Source organism: Streptomyces sp. NPDC041135 (assembly GCF_055592085.1).
Genome location: NZ_JBVIYZ010000046.1, coordinates 1 through 17467 on the forward strand (window position 1 = coordinate 1; position 17467 = coordinate 17467).

Consider the following 17467-nt stretch of genomic DNA (forward strand, 5'->3'; position numbering starts at 1 on the left):
GCTGACGATCACTTCACGAAACGCGTTCCCCACCACATGACCATGATCGACGATTGAGAACTCGACGCCTCACCGCCTACCGTGCACGAGCTCGTTAACGAGCTCGTGCACGGTAGGCGGCGGCACGTCGCAACAGGCCCCGATTCGTCTACCAGCACATGCATCCAAGTCGCTTGATCACCGAGCGGCCGAGTCCGCCCCTGAGAAAGCACCGCCTGCCCGGGTTCTGAAGCAGTGCCCGTTAACCGCGCTCGGGCCAAAGCATCTCCACATGGGTCGCCTGAGACGAGCTTATCTCCATCACGTCGTGTCATGCCTTCAGGCTGGCGGGGCGCCAGTCCGCAGGTTGCTTTAGCTCGCAAAATGAGCTTACTAACCGCATTGCGCCAAATTCATACCGAGCGACAATGGTATGCTAATCGACTAAGATCAACTTGTCGGCACCCAACACATCCTGGTGCATCCTCAAACTGACCGAGCTCACCAGGAATCCGGGCGACCGCAGCAGCCCTCTTGTGGTTTCAGGCCGGCCATGGCTCGCACGCAGCACCTAGAACTGCTCGCACACCCAGCCTGGCCGGGTGATGGGCAGTCGACAGCTATTTGTCTCGTAAACGGAAAGTCCAATAGCTCCAACACGGATGTAGTTCACCGGGGCGGGCCCGTTCGGACGACTGCCACGTGGATGTACCCTGCCTATTCATAGGGTCTAATTCAGCACCTCCGCCTTCTCTGCTTGTGAAGGGCATCAAGCTCATTGTCGCCTTCAATTAGAACAATCGCCACGGTGCCATTATCGGCATAACTCCCATAGACGTGCAAGCCTAACTCAATAGCCTTAGCGATGTCTGGATTGTGCTCTTCGGCTAAATTTTCGTAACACTCAAGATCAGCGCATGACCACGTGGTTGGGTCGCCATGAGCCTCTCGGAAGTCACCTGGATTCGTCACGGTCTAAGTCACCTCCACCTCTTCATGGTGACTAGTGGGCGGGCTCGTGCGGCACTGGACGACCACTGCTGCCATCGATAGCGCGTCGGTGGCAACCAACTGCTATGACAGCGGTTCGTAGGCCGGGTTGGCGCGGCACCAACCAGACATGGCCGCCCTCGCGACGTAGGCGTTTGACCGTGGCCTCGCTCTCCAGGAGGGCGGCGACGATGTCGCCGTGGTCGGCGGAGTCATAGCGGCGGGCCGTGACGATGTCGCCGTCGCAGATCGCAGGGCGATCATGCTGTCGCCCCGCACTTGAAACCGACGGGTTCCCACATTCCTGACGCACTCGGGGGACGAACCCGCAGGCAATCGTGACGGAACACCCCGTCCGTACGTCGGGTTCTCTGTCCTCGATACTCGGCTCGCGGTCTCTGTGGTGGCGCCCGGGGCCGACGCTTGGCAGATCGCAGGCGGTGGCGAGGTCATGGGCAGTCGAACCGCGCCGACCTGCGCGAGGCTTTGGTCATCGCGAAGCCGTTTGGAACCCTGACCGAGCATCGTGCTGCGGCCCCAAGCGCTGATGCTCTGGCTGCGCCGCCAGCTGAACGACGATCTCGGCGGTTCGGGCCCGGCTGCACGAACGCGGCCTGACCGGTCAGGGGTCAGGTCCGCGCACAGGGGGTGCGGGAGCAGGCGTTATGGGCTGGCTCCGGGGTGGGTGGGGTGAGGTGTCCGGCTGCGTTGTGGACGGGGGCGGGGGTGATGACGGTGGTGGCGCCGGTGCGGCGGGCGAGGCGGTGCACCGCGCCGGTCGGCAGCGACAGGTGCGGATTGGTTCCTGGGGGCAGGACGAGGGTGGTGGACTGGTAGGGGCCGGCGGCGGTGAGGTCGTTGGTGCGGGCGGCGAGGACGGCGACGCTCTGGTGGGCGAAGCGCTGGGCCCGGGCGTGGTGGAGCAGGGCATTGATGCTGAAGCGGTGGAGCGTACGGCGACCGCGGCGGTCAGCTGCCTGCCCGTGTGGGCGGCGAGGCGTCCGGCGTGGGCGGCGGCGTCCCGGTCGGCGCGGGCGCCGGTGAGGACAATCAGGCCGCCGCCGTCGGCGGGGCTCCCGGTGACGTTGTAGACGTGCACGGTGGGCGGGGTTGCGGTGAGGGGCGGGTGTCCGTCCAGGCTCAGGGTGATCATGACGGCGGTCCTTCCGTGTGGTTCCCGGTATGGAGGGCTGTGGGGGAAGAGGGGCGGTGTCCGGCGGGCTCGGTCCCGGCGGCGTCGGTGGCTCCGGCCGCCGTGGTGGTGGCGCCGTCCGCGGTCGTCTCGGTGTCGGTCTGTCCACGGGTGGCGATCAGGGAAGCAGGGTTGGGTGCTGCCGTTGTAGGCGTCGGTGCTCCGTCCGCGGCCGCGCACGTACCCGGCAAAGTCCGCGACGAGGGCGGCTACCGCAGGGGTGAGGGCGGGCGGTCTGGTGGTGCCCAGACGGGACCAGTCCCGTGACGGAGCCATGAAGAGTTCCAGCTGGGCAGGGTCGAGAAGATGCTCCGACAGCTGCCGTGCGGACACGGCCCGGGCCCGGGCGCGCCGGCGTTTGGGGGGAAGCGGCCTTGAAGCGCCGCCGTGCCGGGCAGCAGGCGTCCGGCGGCGCGGATGGACACATCCGATGAATGATCAGCCCATCAAAGAGACACGCGGTAGCCTCTGTGGCCCCCCTTAACAGCTGGCAGTGATTGAGTTTCAGGGTCCGCTTTCCTTCAGCGTACGCAAAACTTCCACTCGCCCGGCTGCCTGGCCGTATACAGCAACTACAGTGGAGTGCCTAATCACCTCATTCAATAGAGGCAACCTGTGGACCTCGTTGCGCATGATAGGAGATGCAATGACATAGTCAATGTCCCGCCAGCCATTCTTCAGGGTCCTTCTTACGGACGGATCTTGGTCCGCCTTGTAGAACCAGATTGCCCCAGAATCGGGGGAAAATCCTGAGTTGACTAGATTGACCCACTGATAGTCATCCACGAGCACGCGAGCCGTGGAGCGCGGGGACACATTACGCGTTACCCAGGCGGCAGCCGATACGTAGGCAGCGTTAGCATTATATGTCACAGAGATCTTGTTGAGTCGGTACCAACCTGGTACCACATGCAGGATTATGGCCATCGCCATGCCCATGAGGAGCAGAGGACGACTAGCCATACTAATGCGAGCCTTGGTTACTTCGCGATGTTGCCCTCTTGGCGCTACCGCGTGGACAATTCCCACTGCTGTCCCGGCGATGATCATCGCTAGAAAAGGCAACACGTTGATGACGTACATAGCCGGCAGATACCCAGAGGGCCGCGCCCCAACAATCAAGAGCAACACCGAAGCCAGCAGCGGTCCTGATAGTGCTCTTGCGGTTGTGGACCACTTCATGACACTTACGCACAAGATGACGCCTACTAGTCCCATACCCAGGACGAAGGAATCGAAGTACAGCCATGATTGCACCGTCTCGTGTGCTGCTGACCGAGGATTCAAAATGCTTCCAGTGCCGTGCCTCGTTAGTTGAAACTTGACGCCATCCCAGAGAGACACGTGGTTATCTCCCGGAAGCAATTCGCCGCGGAGAAGCGCAAAAAGAGGGTAAGATGCGATCGTGATGCAGGAAGATGCAAAAGCTCCGGTAGCACTGAATTTTCGGGTGGTTTTGGCGCTATGCTTCCAAATAATCAGGAGGAATGCCGGCATGATGATCAGTGTGGTTTCTTTACTGAGAACTCCGAAACCAAGGAAAATGCCCGCGACAAAGTGATGCCATAGATTATCACGCGGTGAAACTGCAAGGAAAAACGCCAGAAGCACCCACATCATGGCGATATTATCCAGAAATACCATGCGATGCATCACTACTGCTAGAGGGGAAAGCCCTAGAATTGCACTAGCGAGAGTGGCCGCCCACACAGGAAAAGAGAGCCTGCGCATGAACCCATATACAGCCGCCAACGAAATGAGACACACGCCTACCATGACGATACGCATCGTAGCTACAGTCGTGGCCTTATGCACGAGAGAAGGGAACCAAGAGATTAGCGCAAGCTGGACCCACCCCAACGGCGGATGATCATACCAATAGGTATAATGGGCTAGCCCGCGACCGCCTGCCACTGCCCATGCTTGAGCAGCGTACGTACCTTCGTCATCGCTAAACGTCGGATAACCATCGATATTGCAGGCCAGTACAGCGCAGCACACAATCAGAATCATCCCGCATGCCAGATAATCGATACAGGTAAGCGTGTACCGAGCATGCTTCGGAGATCGCCGGAGGCTTCGGGGTTGTGAGACTCTTGGTGAGCGAGCTGCAGGCGCTTCCAGCGTATTCATTTGCGCCACTCCGATCTAACGTTGCGACTAGGCCAGGCACTAGGTCACTAGGTCGTGTCAGTGCGCATCGCTTGCGGTCAGATGAGCACCCACGTGGCGCGTCAACTCCCAATCATGGTGGCCACGGTACTCGCGCCACACTGCTCTTACTGCCGCTGCCGCCAGAACCATCTGGTAGAGGGGGGACCCGATGATGAGTTTGCCGTAATGGAGAAAGCGGACCTTGAAGCCATACTGGACGCCAAAATCGTGCAGTCCGACGACCTCAAAAACAAGGGTGACGATCTGCGTCAGGGCCGGCAGGAAACTAAAAAATGCGACACCTACTGGCACATGCAACACGAATGCTGTCGCTACGTTGATTGGGGCGATGATGCCGCAGAAGGCCTGGAAAAACGGCGTCATCAGTGTGTACCTGGCTAGCAGGCGTTGACGGAAGCTGGGCAGACCGGTCCAAATCCTTTTTCGGTAGACGTACAGGAAACCTTGATTCCAACGTGTTCTTTGCTTGACTAGAGCAGCCAATGAACCGGGTGTCTCCTCACGGGTCACCATGTCTGGCTCGTATGCCACGACTACTTTCTTCCCGAGACAGGAGAGTCGAACGCCCAAATCACAATCTTCAGCTAGGCATTGCTCGTCCCACCCGCCGACTTCGCGTAGTAACTGAGTGCGAACGAAAACAGTGTTGCCCCCTAGAGGAATGAATCCCTTCCTCGCTTGTAGATGTAGTCTCGACTTGAACCAGAAGAAGTACTCCATGCAGTTACGCAAAGAATACCAACTCGACTGAAAATTGATCAGCTGGACTCCGCCCTGTACTACATCTGCAGCGGTATCCGCGAAGGCCTGATCTACGTAACGCAGAAGGTGTGGATGCACTTGATCCTCGGCATCGAAGACTCCCACAATTTCCCGCGAACAATAGGGAAGTGCAGTATTTAGCGCTTTGGGTTTATTCTTTTCCTCATTAATATCTTCCACTACCCGCACTTTACCCGGGTAGCGCTGGGAGGCGTCTGAGGCCACTTGTGCAGTACCTGGATCGTCATGGCCAACGATCACGATGATCTCAAAATCCTCGTGCTGCGAAGTTACCAGTTGGTCAATGGTATGCCCGAGGACGGTTTCTTCGTGACGAGCCGGCAGTAGGAGAGAAAAGGAAAATGCGCCGGTGCCGCGAAGTGCACCAAATTTCGTCCCCTCGAGGATACCTGGTGTGCGCCAAGCGTACATCTGCCACCACAGAGTCATAGCGGCCATCACGAATAGTGCCATGGAGATGACGGTGACGAACGCGCTGGCAATCATGAGCACTCCATGAATCGGGTTTTCACCGGAATCGCGCTCTGAGAAGGACGCAGGCGCCCGCTAGGCCGACAGTCGCGGTGATGGACGCAGAAGCTAGGTACACGTACAACCACTCCGAATAGCCCACACCCAAGCAGTCCCCCCCATTAAGTACTGTGAGAGCACATGCTTGATCCCAAACGAGCGCTAGCAAGATGCTTTGCCATAGCCCTCGATTGACTACTACGTCGCCACACTGGTGGTAGGTTAGGCGCCGGCAGCCGGCCCTGGACCCCTCAACGCCGGTAGGCATATACGGCGGGTTATGTGACCTTACCTGCACTTTTCTCACTGATGTCACCTTCATTCGCCGACTCAAAGGTAACGGTCGTTCGCGATCAGGAGTGTGATGCCGGTTTGCGTTGAGCGCGTGGGCCGCCCGGTCCCTCATTGTTCGGAACTAGAGGGCTCGCCTTGCTAGCCGTAGCAGCTGGGGAAAAGGCGTATACGTTGCCGTCTGTGCAGCCGACAATCAGCGTGGCTCCGCTCAATGAAGGTGAGGAGTTGACCACGCCCGAGGTAGTCCCGGACCAGATTTTCGATCCCGTCGGTGAGTCGAGAGCAACGACGCTGGCAGAAGTGCCCACGTAGAGAGTGCCGTTCGCGAGTGCAGGAGAAGAGATGACGGGCGATGGGAGGGACGTCTCCCAGGTAACTTTCCCACTTTGTGCACTGAGTGCGTAGAAACGGCCACTTGCGGAACCGAAGTAAATGCGACTGCTGTCGGAAAAGTCGTCTCCACTGACTACGGCCGATGATGTAATGGCGCTATGGGTATCAAACCACCAGGCGAGTGATCCGGTTCGAGCGGAAAGCGTATAGAGGCGCCCATCACACGACCCGACGTAAACTCGCTGACTGTCAGCGGCGGGAGTAGCGCGAACATCCCCATGCGTCAGGAACTTCCACACTGGTTTGTGTGTGCGCGTGGACAAGGCGTAGACATAGTTGTCGTCCGACCCGAACACTAGTAGAGACTCACCAGTCGCTTCAGCAAGCGTAGGTGATGACCAGATGGCGCCTGCTGTAGCATATTTCCACTTCAGGTGTCCGGATAGGTCATAGGCGTGCAGCTCGCCTGTACTGGCACCTACGTAAATCCGGCTGTGTTGGAGTGGCATTGCCCTAACCACAAGGGGAGAAGATGTAGCGTAATGCCCCTGCTGAGACCAGAGAAGTTTCCCAGTCGTCGCGTGAACAGCATACAGATGTCCATCGGTCGATGTAAAGACGACCTTCTGGTCCAGAACGGCAGGCGAAGATTCAATAGTCCCTGAAGTAGGGAACCGCCACTTGATCGCGCCGGAGTGACTGTTCAGTGCGTATAGGAATCCATTGTGGGAACCTACGTATACCGAATCGCCAGTAATAGCCGCTGAGGAGTCGACAATGTCACCCAAGGTCTGGCGCCATCGTTCCCTCATATTCGGCACGCTGCCTGGTGGAATGGCGGTGAGTTGCGTGTTGCTGCCACTGCGCATGGCATTGTGACGCCACATGGGCCAGTCCGAGGCGCTAGCAACCAGCGGTGCTCCAGACCTTTGTTGCACGCCTGTCAATCTCGGCGCCTCTCCAGACTTCCTGTCCACCGACTCCATGGGGGCCTTAGTCGTCTGATCGTTATTCAAAGAGACAGCAGAAACCGAGACCAGGAGGGCAAGGATGAGAGTTCCTAGTGCAAGGAGGGGATGCTGCGTGAGCAATGCTGTACGATTCGCCAGAGCCCGCGCGCCGGAAACAGTGGTGACTGCTGCTGCGTTTTCGCGTCGTCGCATTGCGTGCTTGCTCATGCCCGATCCATTCTCTTCTGCCCGCTGAGATAGCTCACTGTGTCTAGCGGGATTCAAGGGAGAGTCGCTGGAATGATCATTGCTGGAACCGGAGACAGCTTGACACCTGACCGCGCTCGACCGCGCCCCTGACACTTAGGGAAAAACTTGGAATGCACTTCAGTTCTTAGGCGTATCCCTCATGACAAAGGTCAAGGCGGCTGGGAGGGTCCGCCGTGGTCAATGAGCCTTTTCCATCCTCACTCTGAACTGGTCAGATGCAGGGTGAGGACAGCCTGAACGAGGCTCGTGATGCGAGTGGTTGAGCAGCGGAGCTTTCGTAGGAGCCGCCAGGACTTGAGGGTGGCGACGGCTTGCTCGGCGAGGGCCCGGATCTTCGCGTGGGAACGGTTGACCGCCTGCTGGCCCATGGACAGGTTCTCCCAGCGGCCCCAGTAAGGGACTCGGACTGTGCCCCCGGCACCGCGGTACCCCTTGTCGGCCCAGCAGTTGATGCCGGCCTCGGCGGGAGCGTCGATGATGCCGTTCTCACGGGCCGCCCGGACATCGTGGACCGCCCCGGGCAGGGCAGCCGAGGCCCACAGGAGACGTCCCCTGGGGTCGGCGATGACCTGCACATTGCCGTGCTTCTTGTGTTTGCCGGAATAGAAGGGCCGGTCGGCGGCGATCCGGTCGATCGGCAGCAGCGTCCCGTCCAGGATCACGAACGCCTTCGTCGACGCGGCCTTGACGGCCTCGGCGAGCGTGGGTGCGAGAACGGCCAGGAGTTCGACGGCCTCGGTGATGTAACGGTAGACGGTGGTGGTGCCGGCGCCGAAGCCGGCCGCGAGCTGGGCATAGGTGTGGCCGTTGCGGAGATGGGCGAAGGCGAGCAGAGCCTGCCGTCCCGCGCTCAGGCGCCGCCAACGGGTGCCGAGGGCGCGGCGGCGTTCCCTCAGACGGGCGGAGAGGAAGCGCAGGGCAGAGCTGGACACGTCGACGCCGGACAGGTAAACAAGCACGCGAAGCCTCTGGTGGAGACGGTTCTCTTGGTCGAAAACCCATCTACCAGGAGCTTCACCAGTCTGTCAGGCCAACTGCACCAACCTGGCCAGCAGGTTGGAAACAGCTCAATGTCAAGCTAAGACATCGGGCCGGCTAAGGGCCTGCCGGGAAATAACTTGCGGGTTTTGCGACTTGACATCGCAGGTCAGCGCACCACGCGCCCGCATCTTGTTCCTCTGCAGGCCCTAACGAGTTGGTGCGTGATAGCGGGTGAGGCGTGTTTGGCTTGGTCGTGGCCTGCTCTCAAACGTTGATGGTGCGGTCGGAGACGAGGCTGGCGATGGCGCGGTAGGTGTAGGGCAGGCGGTCACGGCGGTGGGTCCAGCCCGTCAGTTGCTTCCAGCGTTTGTGTCGGCGAGGGCGTGTTCGACGGTGATGCGGTCGGAGGAGTGCCCGTGGCGGTCGCGTTCCCACTGCTGGACTCTGCCGGGCAGTGCTCCGGGCCGAGGTTTTCTGGGCGGTGTGATCGCTTGCCTGCGGTTGTCGCGGCTCAGGCCGAGGCAGCCGTCGTCCAGAAGGACCCCGACGTCGGGGTAGTGCTGGAAGCAGACGGCGATGCCCTCGTTGCGGGCGGTCGTGGCAACGTGCGCACGACCAGGCCGCAGGGCGTCGGTCCATAACGTGCGGCCCCGCCAGTCAGCGATGACGGTGGCCTTCATGGTGTTCTGCTTCTTCTTCCCGGAAACGAATGCGCGCCGTCCGCCGCGGCCGGCCGGGGGCCGGCGGACCTGGATCTCGGTGGCGTCCAGCCGCAGCTCGATGCCCTCGGCCTGGGCATAGGCGAACACGTCGGCCATAGTCCGTAACCGCAGGCCGGGACGGTCGGGAACCGCGCACCCCCGCTCGGCCAGGAGCGTACGTATCTCTGCGATCGCACGGGTGATGGTCGAGCGGTCGACACCGAACAACAGCCCCAGTACCGAGTGCGGCAGGTCGTGCCGCAGATGGATCAGCGTGGCCACCAGCCGGTCGACGAAGACAAGCTGGTGGCCGGCGCCGGCTCCCGCGGCCCGCTTCCTGGCCCCACCTCGTGCAGCATGGCGACGACCCTCGACACCGGCTTGCCACGGCACCGCCAACTCCTCGACCAAACACGCCAGATGCCGCCGAGAGACTCCCGTGAACAGCTGATGCGCCAGCACCGCCCGATTGACCAGGATCGCCACAGACGGATCATGTCACCGGCCAGGCACGACGCCACACCCGCTATCACGCACCAACTCGTACCGGCCTGCAGAGGAACAAGATGCGGGCGCGTGGTGCGCTGACCTGCGATGTCAAGTCGCAGAACCCGCAAGTTATTTCCCGGCAGGCCCTAAGCGCATGCGCCGGCCACTCACCCATCTGCGCGACCGCTCACGTCAGTACCGCACGCGCATTGGCCATGCCTGGGCCGGATCCGCGGCAGTGAACCGGCAGCCCTAGAGAGACGACCGGGACCGGTCGTCATCCTCGGCTCCCGGTCCGCATTGAAGGCGCTGCAGCTCTCCCGTCAGGCTTTCCACGGTGAGGAAGTGTGCACCGGCGCCAACCTGGCGACATCTCGATATCGCCACCAGTCAGGGGCTACAAATTCCTATGGCTGGGCAGCTGCTTGCCGTCCGGCAGCGGCAGGCTCGGGCGTTGGCTTGGTGTCGGCGTCGGCAGACCAGTCCAGGCGGTGTGCGAGCTCTGGACCGGCGACTTAGCGGTGCCAGGAGGTCAGCGGCCGACGTGCTGCTCGTCCGGGCTGACAGGGGCCACCTGGACCCGTTCGACAGCGACCCCGGCTGGCGTGAAAAGCAGATTAGAGGGTGAGTTCGCCGCTGCGAAGGTTGCGGCGGATCATCAGGCACCAGCGGCCGGGTCGACCAGCGGGGTCGCGGACCTCGATGTGTACCCAGTTGTCGTCCCGCTCGCTTTCACACCCATTCTGGCCGACAGCCGTTACTGAGGTTTTCGGGTTGTCGTCGGGTGGTGACGGTTCATGATCCCCGTGGTATGCCGGTGGGATGCGGTATCCGGAGGGTGGGGGCCTGACTGCTGAGCGTCGGGCGTTTCGGGAGAGGATCCGGCTCCAGGCCAGCGAGCGTTTCGCGGCGGGTGAGAAGACCGCGGTGATCGCGAAGGATCTGCGGGTGAGTGTGCGGTCGGTGGAACGCTGGCGCCGGGCCTGGCGCGAGGGCGGCATGAAGGCTTTGCGCTCTGCAGGCCCGACCAACTCCCCGACCGTTACCGATGCCCAGTTCGCGGTGCTTGAGGAGGAGCTCGGCAAGGGTCCGTCAGCGCACGGTTTCGACGATGAGCGCTGGACTCTGGCCCGGGTCCAGACGGTGATCCGCCGTCGTCTGCGGCTGAGCCTGTCGGTGGCGACGGTATGGCGGCTGCTGAAGCGGCACGGCTGGTCCTGGCAGGCACCTGCCCGCCGTGCGCTCGAACGCGACGAGCACGCGGTGGAGCTGTGGAAGAAGGAGGTGTGGCCGCCGCAGGTAAAAGTCTCGCGGCGGCAGCCGGGGCGTGGATCGTCTTCGAGGACGAGGCCGGATTCGCGATGACTCCGCCCCGGGCCCGGACCTGGGGCCGACGTGGCCACACGCCCGTTGTCCGCGTTCGGGGAAGATCCCGCCGCAGGACTTCGGTCGCCGCGCTGTGCTGCTACAAACCCGGCGAGACCGCCAGACTGATCTACCGGCCCCGTCAGCATCTGCTCCTGAAAGGGGCACGGAAGAGCTTCTCCTGGCAGGACTACCGAGACCTGCTGGTGAGGGCCCACATTCAGCTCGACGGTCCCATCGTGGTGGTTTGGGACAATCTCAACACCCACCTGGCAGCGGGCTTGAGAAAGTACGAAGCCGAGCACGACTGGCTCACCACCGTCCGTCTCCCCTCATACGCACCCGACCTGAACCCCGTCGAGGCCGTCTGGTCACTCGTGCGCAGGGCCATGGCCAACACTGCCTTCGACACACCCCACGACCTCGACCTCACACTCCGCCGCGAGTTACGCAGGATCCAACTCCGACTCCACCTGACCGACGGCTGCCTCACCGCCACCGGCCTGGCTATCAACCCACCGACCCCACCCTGAAAACCTCAGTACCGGGCCCGCCTCGAGATCCGTGCGGCCAAGGTGTTTGCCTAGCGGAGACGGCCGGGACGTAGCCGGTCCGGCGTACAAGAGTGCTCCGCCGGTGTGGGTTGTCGCCGAAGACCTCGTCGCCCGCGGCCCTTCGTGTGGCAGTTCCCGTGTCCAGCGCCCGCTTGACCATGCGGGCCGCAAGTTGGGGCTTGGCGGCGAAGGCTAGATCGTCCGGGAAGCTCGCGCTCCGACGGTGGCCCGGTCTCAGGTTCAAAAGCGTGGCACGTACAGGGCTCACCCTGCGGGACCTGGCGGCGGACGACGAGACCGTCGCCGAGCTGACCATGCTCGTGGGCTTCGACGACGACCTGGCCGGCGAGGTGACCCGCATCAAGAACCGTCTGCGCGGGCTCCTGACCCAGATCCATCCCTCTCTCGAGCGGGTCCTGGGACCGCGCCTGGACCATCAGGCTGTCCTGTTCCTCCTCGAACGCCACGGCTCACCAGCACAGTTACGGAAGGCTGGCCGGCGACGGCTGACCTCGCTGCTGCGGCCCAGAGCACCGCGCATCGCCGAACGGCTCGTCGCAGACATCTTCGCTGCACTCGATGAGCAGACCGTCGTCGTTGCGGGCACCGACGCTGCTGCACTGATCGTCCCCAGCCTCGCCGCCTCGCTCGCCTCCGTGCTCGACCAGCGCAGACTCCTCGCGGCCAGGATCGAGGAACTGCTAGAGGCGCACCCTCTTTCCCCGGTCCTGACCTCCATGCCCGGCATCGGGGTCAGGACCGCAGCCCGCATCCTCATCGACGTCGGAGACGGCAGCGGCTTCGCCACCGCAGGCCACCTGGCCGCCTACGCCGGCTTAGCACCCACCACCCGCAGATCCGGCTCCTCCATCCGCGGCGAACACCCCTCCCAGCGAGGCAACAAGCAGCTCAAGAGAGCCTTTTACCTCGCCGCGTTCGCCTCCCTGTCACAGCCTGACTCACGCGCCTACTACGACAAGAAACGACGCGAGAGAAAGCACCATGTCGCAGCCCTCGTCTGCCTCGCCCGACGCCGCATCGACGTCCTCTTCGCCATGCTCCGAGACGGAACCTTCTACCAGCCGCCCACCCCGGCAACCGCTTGACGAAAACCATAGGGGCACCTTTTCGCCCGGTGGCGGCAGCGTGCTGGTGGGCCCGGACGATGGTGGAGTCGATCTGAACCAGCCAGTCGATGTCACCGGCGGCGTCCGCCCGGGCCTGGATCTGCTGCAGGGCTCGGGTGAACACCCCGTCGATCGCGTAGCGGCGGAAGCGGGTGTAGACCGTCTGCCACGGTCCATAGCGTTCGGGCAGGTCACGCCAGGAGATCCCGGTGCGGATCTTGCAGACCATCCCGTTGATGACCTGCCGGTCTGCCACCCGGGGCCGGCCTGTCGCGGCCCGCGGTATCAGCGGAGCGAGCAACTCCCACTCCTGGTCGGTCAGTTCATGGCGACGTATCACCCCGCCACGATCCACCATCTAGTGATCTTTGAAGACGGACCCTAGTTCATCGAGCGAGTGGCCGAGCAACTCTCCGTCGTTGCCTTGCATTCCATAGGAAACACCTGACGGAGCGAAATGGCCACGCAATGACCGGCGTCACCGTAGGATCACGCTCTTCCGCTCATTCCCGTTGAGCGGATCGGGTCGACATAACTCCATCGATGCCTATCACTGGAGAAGGCATTTGTGGATACTGCTGGCTGCATGGCTTTCATGAATAGCCGACGTACTTTCAGTACGGTAGTTTGGCACTTCATGCTTCTATGTGTTGGCTACTGTGCTTCAGTAGAAGGCTCGAGAGGCTGGAGTCGCTAGTTGTGAAGAAGACCTCTCTGACTCCCGCGGCATGCAGGGCTAGTCTGCACCTATTGCAAGGCATGGCGAGAGCTGCTCTACCCAATGAGTCAACTCTGGCCACGTACATCACACTGCCAGCCGGGTTGTTGACCCGGCGCAAAACAAACTCTTCAGCGTGCCACGTCGCATGCAGGTGATCAATCTGGGGTGAATTCCGTGAAACATTTCTACCCGTGGCATAAACTCTGCTGCCGAAAGCCAGCACTGCCCCTACTTTGTATCGGCATTGAGAATTCATCGCTTGCATAATGGCCAATCGTACGAGCGATTCCCGTTTTTTGGAGTAGTGGGGCTTTGGCGGGGCTGACCTCACCACTCGCTGCAACCCTTCTCGTTCTGTGTGGCATCGAGTCCCGGATCTCTCGAAAACATTACGGAAAGCAGACGCTCTTCGTGCACGCTAAAGACGGCATCGATGATGTCGAGGAAGCGAGATTCCATTACGTCGATTTGCTCGTGACAGATGCACAGGCTTTCCTGGCATGGCTTCATATCTACTCCTGAAGTCGATTAAGTGACCGACGGCTGTGTCCATCTGGCGAGAAGTTGCGGAACGTAGGGGGAAACCCTCTTCAGAAGCTGCGTGGGCAAGAGGCCCGCAGGTCGGTCCCGCATCCACTCACGCAACTGTCCCGAGAGGTCAGCTGGAACATCATGCGTGAGCCAGCAGTTGACTATTTTAGTTAGTGAGTTCGATATTGCTACATCTTCTGGGCTGGAGAATGTGCTACTCACGTTCACTGCTTCTTCCAACGGCTCAAGCGTGAGAGCGCCGTATAGGACGCTCTGCACTCCGCCTCGCGGTGCAACAGACATAGCTATATCGCGGCGTTCGCTGTAGGACAGCGCGCGCCCGAGTTGCTGAGTCATCTCATCCTCGATGCGAAGCGCTCGGGTGCGAGCACTACGTTGACCTCTGGTTAGAGAATCATCCGCACGTGCGACAGCTGTGAAGGCGCCGCGTATCCTAAGCTTGAGAAGCGCTGGCCATACGTTGTACCTGTGCCAGTCCAGCCGTAGGATGGCTTGATATGCTTCCCAGACTATCTCGCTTTTCAAAGCGCTTGCGTCAGCTCCTGGTGGCAGCCTTCTAGCCATGCGGTTCGCCGTTTTATTGATCCAGGGCCAGAGTTCGCGAGTCAATTCTTCTCGCAAGATATCTTCTTCTTCTCCTTCAATAGCTCTGTCAGCCATCTCCCTTAATACGCACGCTACCCATTGCTGATCGTACGGATCCGCTGGGCGATCTGTGGGCCACTGTGAATGGCGGCTGCTAATGACTCGCATGTACCTTCCTCCGAGTCGTACGTGAGCCCCACCGCACATCAGCCTTGCAGCCTTGAGGGCTCGCTGCACCCGACTCGTTCAGGCATCTCCTTGGAGCCTGGTAAACGCGGATTCAGGCAAACACCTATTCACCGCTCTCTGCACAATCCTTGGCAACGGCCGAACGCCCGTAGCTGGACGCATCAGCGACTGTGCGCACAACGTGGCGCTGAGACCGCCGACGCATGCGACTTTCCAGGTGGGGGTCACAGCAGGTGAACAATGTCTGGTCCTATGAAGGCCCTATCGGTCCTGCTGGACGCTGGCCCGAGCATGCGGGCGATGCCACACGGGACGGTATGCAGCACCTGCTGCACTGTGCGAACTGGGGACGCTGACGCGGCCTGCGACAATGTGCGTGTTCACGTCGCCGAGCACGTAACCGACGACGGGACAGTGCTCGTGGTCGACAAGACCGGCGACCGGGTCACGGGCACCGCGACAGTCGCCTGCGGCGCCGATTCACCGGCACGGCGGGCCGCCTCGAAAACGCCCAGGTCGCTGTCTACATTGTCTAGCCGGCCGCGCGGGTCATACTGCAATCGGCTCACCCCATACATGCCGCACTCATCGACCGACAACCCGACCGCTGTCGGCAGCCAGCATCCCAGACGACCTCGCCATCCCAACCGAACCGCAACTGGCCGCACAGATGATCGCCTGGGCGCTGGCGCTGGCGCTGGCGCACCAGCACGCTGCGACGCGGGCGACGAGGTGACGGCAACCCCCCAGACCTGCGAGCTGCGTGAAGCCCGCCCAGTCGGCTAAGCGCTCGCCGTGTCCAACACCAATAGAGGCATCACAGCTGTCAGCAGGTTCCAGTCCAAGGCGCCGGTTACGCGGGTCCAAGCACGCCTGGCAGCGGCTGCCTGGCAGGCCTTTGCTGACTCGAAGGCTTCCTCGATCGGCCAACGCCGCCCGGCCACCTGGATCAGGCCGGTCAGCGGCACCGAGTAAGGTGAGTAGCAGCTGCATCAGACGAGTTCGCCACTTCGCGGGGTACGCAGACCAGCAGCCATCCGTTGCCAAGCCGGCCAGTTGGACCGGCGATGTCGAGCTGGGCCCAGTCGTAGTCCGCTCGCCCTTCGCGCCGGCTCCGGCTAGAGCGTGTCTCTTTGATCGGCTGGTCAGTTGATCGGATGTGTCTGTCCGGTTAGTGATCACTGATGCGATGTGGGACCGGATCGAGCCGCTGATGCCAGCCGATCCGGTCCGCGGTAGGCGGTGGGCCGATCACCGCTGAACCCTGGAGGCCATCGCGTGGAAGTACCGCACCTGCTCGCCCTGGCGGGACCTGCCCGACGAGCTCGGCTCGTTCCAGACGGCCCACAAGCGGCTGATCAGGTGGGCCGTGGACGGCACCTGGGAACGCATCCTCGCCGCGGTCCTGGCAGCGGCCGACGCTGATGCCGACATCGGCTGGACCGTCTCGGTGGACTCCACCGTCTGCCGAGCCCACCAGCATTCCGCTGGCGCCAGAAAAAAGGGGCGCCAGGCCGGGCCGAACCCGACGACCACGCACTCGGACGCTCGCGCGGCGGCCTGAGCACGAAGGTCCACCTCGCCAGCGACGCCCGTGCACGGCCCCTGGCCCTCCGCGTCACCGCAGGCCAGGCGGGTGATGCTCCAGCCTTTGAGACCGTCATGGTCGCCATCCGCGTTCCGCGAAGCGGACCGGGGAGACCGAGGACCCGACCCGATGTCGTCCTGGCTGACCGTGCGTACTCATCCCGCGCGATCCGAAGTCACCTACGCCGACGCGGAATCCGCGCTGTCATCCCCCAGCCGTCCGACCAGGTCGGCCACCGTCCGCGGCGGGGCCGTGCCGGCGGCCGACCGCCGGCCTTCGACGCCGAGGCATACAAGCAGCGCAACGCGGTCGAGCGGAGCATCAACCGGCTCAAGCAGTGGCGCGGCCTGGCCATGCGAACGGACACGCTCGCCATCGCCTACCAGGCCGCACTCCACCTTGCCGCCATCCTCATTTGGAGCCGGCGCTGAGCCAGACGTCCGAAGGATTCGTCAGGTCCGCCCATGGACAACGAGCTGGTTTTGTTCTCCGTCAAAGATGCCGGCCAGGACGTCGGCCTCCTGCCGGTGCCCGTCGAAGAGGCCCCGCTGGTCGACATGCACGATCAGGACGTCGTGACTGTCGATCACCTCGGAGATGCCCCGGGTCTGAATCGTGTCCGACCACGCGTCCAGGTTCCGGCCGAACCACTCTGGCAGTCCGCACGGCTCGCTCACCGCGTCCCAGAAGTCGTTGAGTGTCTCGATCAGCCGACCCCGCAGCTCAACGATCAGCTCGCTGTCCGTCATCGCAGCAGACTAACCAGCCCCACCACGAGAATCACCGGTCAAGGAGACACGCTCTAGGCCCGACGAGCACCAGGTCCACCGCTGGACCTCCCTTGCCGTCCACGATTAGGTGATCAATGATGCGATCGGCAGCGGACTTCGAAACGCCCAACGCGAATGAACTGGCGCAGGGATACGTGCGTCCACCGGTATGCGGCGACCACAAGACCCGTTCCTCCCTCCAGGGTCGGGCTTGCGCGTCGGGTCCTCGCCCAGCTTGCGGACCGCCGGACTCAGTCCGGTCGACGGGTATCTCACGAGCTCGTGCACGGTAGGCGGTGAGGCGTCGAGTTCTCAATCGTCGATCATGGTCATGTGGTGGGGAACGCGTTTCGTGAATTGATCGTCAGC

8 protein-coding genes and 4 pseudogenes are annotated in these 17467 nt (G+C 62.2%); 3 read left to right on the forward strand and 9 right to left on the reverse strand.

Annotated features, from left to right (window positions below):
* Positions 1-1053 precede the first annotated feature (1053 nt).
* The 6 genes and pseudogenes from ACZ6CZ_RS36185 to ACZ6CZ_RS36210 form a co-directional block, all read right to left on the reverse strand.
* Positions 1054-1251: pseudogene (locus ACZ6CZ_RS36185) on the reverse strand (LexA family protein); the annotation flags it as partial.
* Positions 1252-2665: 1414 nt separating this feature from the next.
* Positions 2666-4174 carry an ArnT family glycosyltransferase gene (locus ACZ6CZ_RS36190; protein WP_469030024.1) on the reverse strand — a complete coding sequence of 503 codons (1509 nt, stop codon included), beginning with the start codon at positions 4172-4174 and terminating at the stop codon, positions 2666-2668.
* A gap of 177 nt (positions 4175-4351) precedes the next feature.
* Positions 4352-5605 (reverse strand): glycosyltransferase family 2 protein, encoded by a 1254-nt coding sequence (locus ACZ6CZ_RS36195; RefSeq protein WP_469030028.1) that lies wholly within the window; start codon positions 5603-5605, stop codon positions 4352-4354.
* A gap of 377 nt (positions 5606-5982) precedes the next feature.
* Entirely contained in the window at positions 5983-7434 is a 1452-nt protein-coding gene (locus tag ACZ6CZ_RS36200; protein ID WP_469030032.1) for a beta-alanine-activating enzyme beta-propeller domain-containing protein, read from the reverse strand.
* Between the two features lie 239 nt (positions 7435-7673).
* Positions 7674-8435 carry a transposase family protein gene (locus ACZ6CZ_RS36205; RefSeq protein WP_469030036.1) on the reverse strand — a complete coding sequence of 254 codons (762 nt, stop codon included), beginning with the start codon at positions 8433-8435 and terminating at the stop codon, positions 7674-7676.
* A gap of 286 nt (positions 8436-8721) precedes the next feature.
* Positions 8722-9635 (reverse strand): annotated as a pseudogene (locus tag ACZ6CZ_RS36210) (transposase).
* Between the two features lie 834 nt (positions 9636-10469).
* Here ACZ6CZ_RS36210 and ACZ6CZ_RS36215 point away from each other — a divergent pair.
* Both ACZ6CZ_RS36215 and ACZ6CZ_RS36220 read left to right on the forward strand, forming a co-directional pair.
* Positions 10470-11545 (forward strand): IS630 family transposase gene (locus ACZ6CZ_RS36215; RefSeq protein ID WP_469030039.1). Its coding sequence is split into 2 segments (ribosomal slippage): positions 10470-10916 and positions 10919-11545, totalling 1074 coding nucleotides; the frame shifts between segments, so codons are not numbered across the junction.
* A 179-nt stretch (positions 11546-11724) separates the two neighbouring features.
* Positions 11725-12672: an IS110 family RNA-guided transposase gene (locus ACZ6CZ_RS36220; protein WP_469030047.1), complete on the forward strand. Its 948-nt coding sequence runs from the start codon at positions 11725-11727 to the stop codon at positions 12670-12672.
* Between the two features lie 22 nt (positions 12673-12694).
* Here the strand turns inward: ACZ6CZ_RS36220 and ACZ6CZ_RS36225 are convergent.
* Together ACZ6CZ_RS36225 and ACZ6CZ_RS36230 are read right to left on the reverse strand one after the other, a co-directional pair.
* Positions 12695-13051 (reverse strand): annotated as a pseudogene (locus ACZ6CZ_RS36225) (IS5 family transposase); the annotation flags it as partial.
* A 277-nt stretch (positions 13052-13328) separates the two neighbouring features.
* Positions 13329-13748, reverse strand: a complete 420-nt coding sequence (locus tag ACZ6CZ_RS36230; protein ID WP_469030042.1) for a cytidine/deoxycytidylate deaminase family protein — start codon at positions 13746-13748, stop codon at positions 13329-13331.
* A 2181-nt stretch (positions 13749-15929) separates the two neighbouring features.
* Between ACZ6CZ_RS36230 and ACZ6CZ_RS36235 the strand changes: the two are divergent.
* Positions 15930-16759: pseudogene (locus ACZ6CZ_RS36235) on the forward strand (IS5 family transposase).
* Between the two features lie 21 nt (positions 16760-16780).
* On the opposite strand, the gene ACZ6CZ_RS36240 reads toward ACZ6CZ_RS36235, so the two are convergent.
* Complete coding sequence (locus ACZ6CZ_RS36240) at positions 16781-17077, reverse strand: barstar family protein (protein ID WP_469030045.1); 297 nt, start codon at positions 17075-17077, stop codon at positions 16781-16783.
* Positions 17078-17467: the final 390 nt, after the last annotated feature.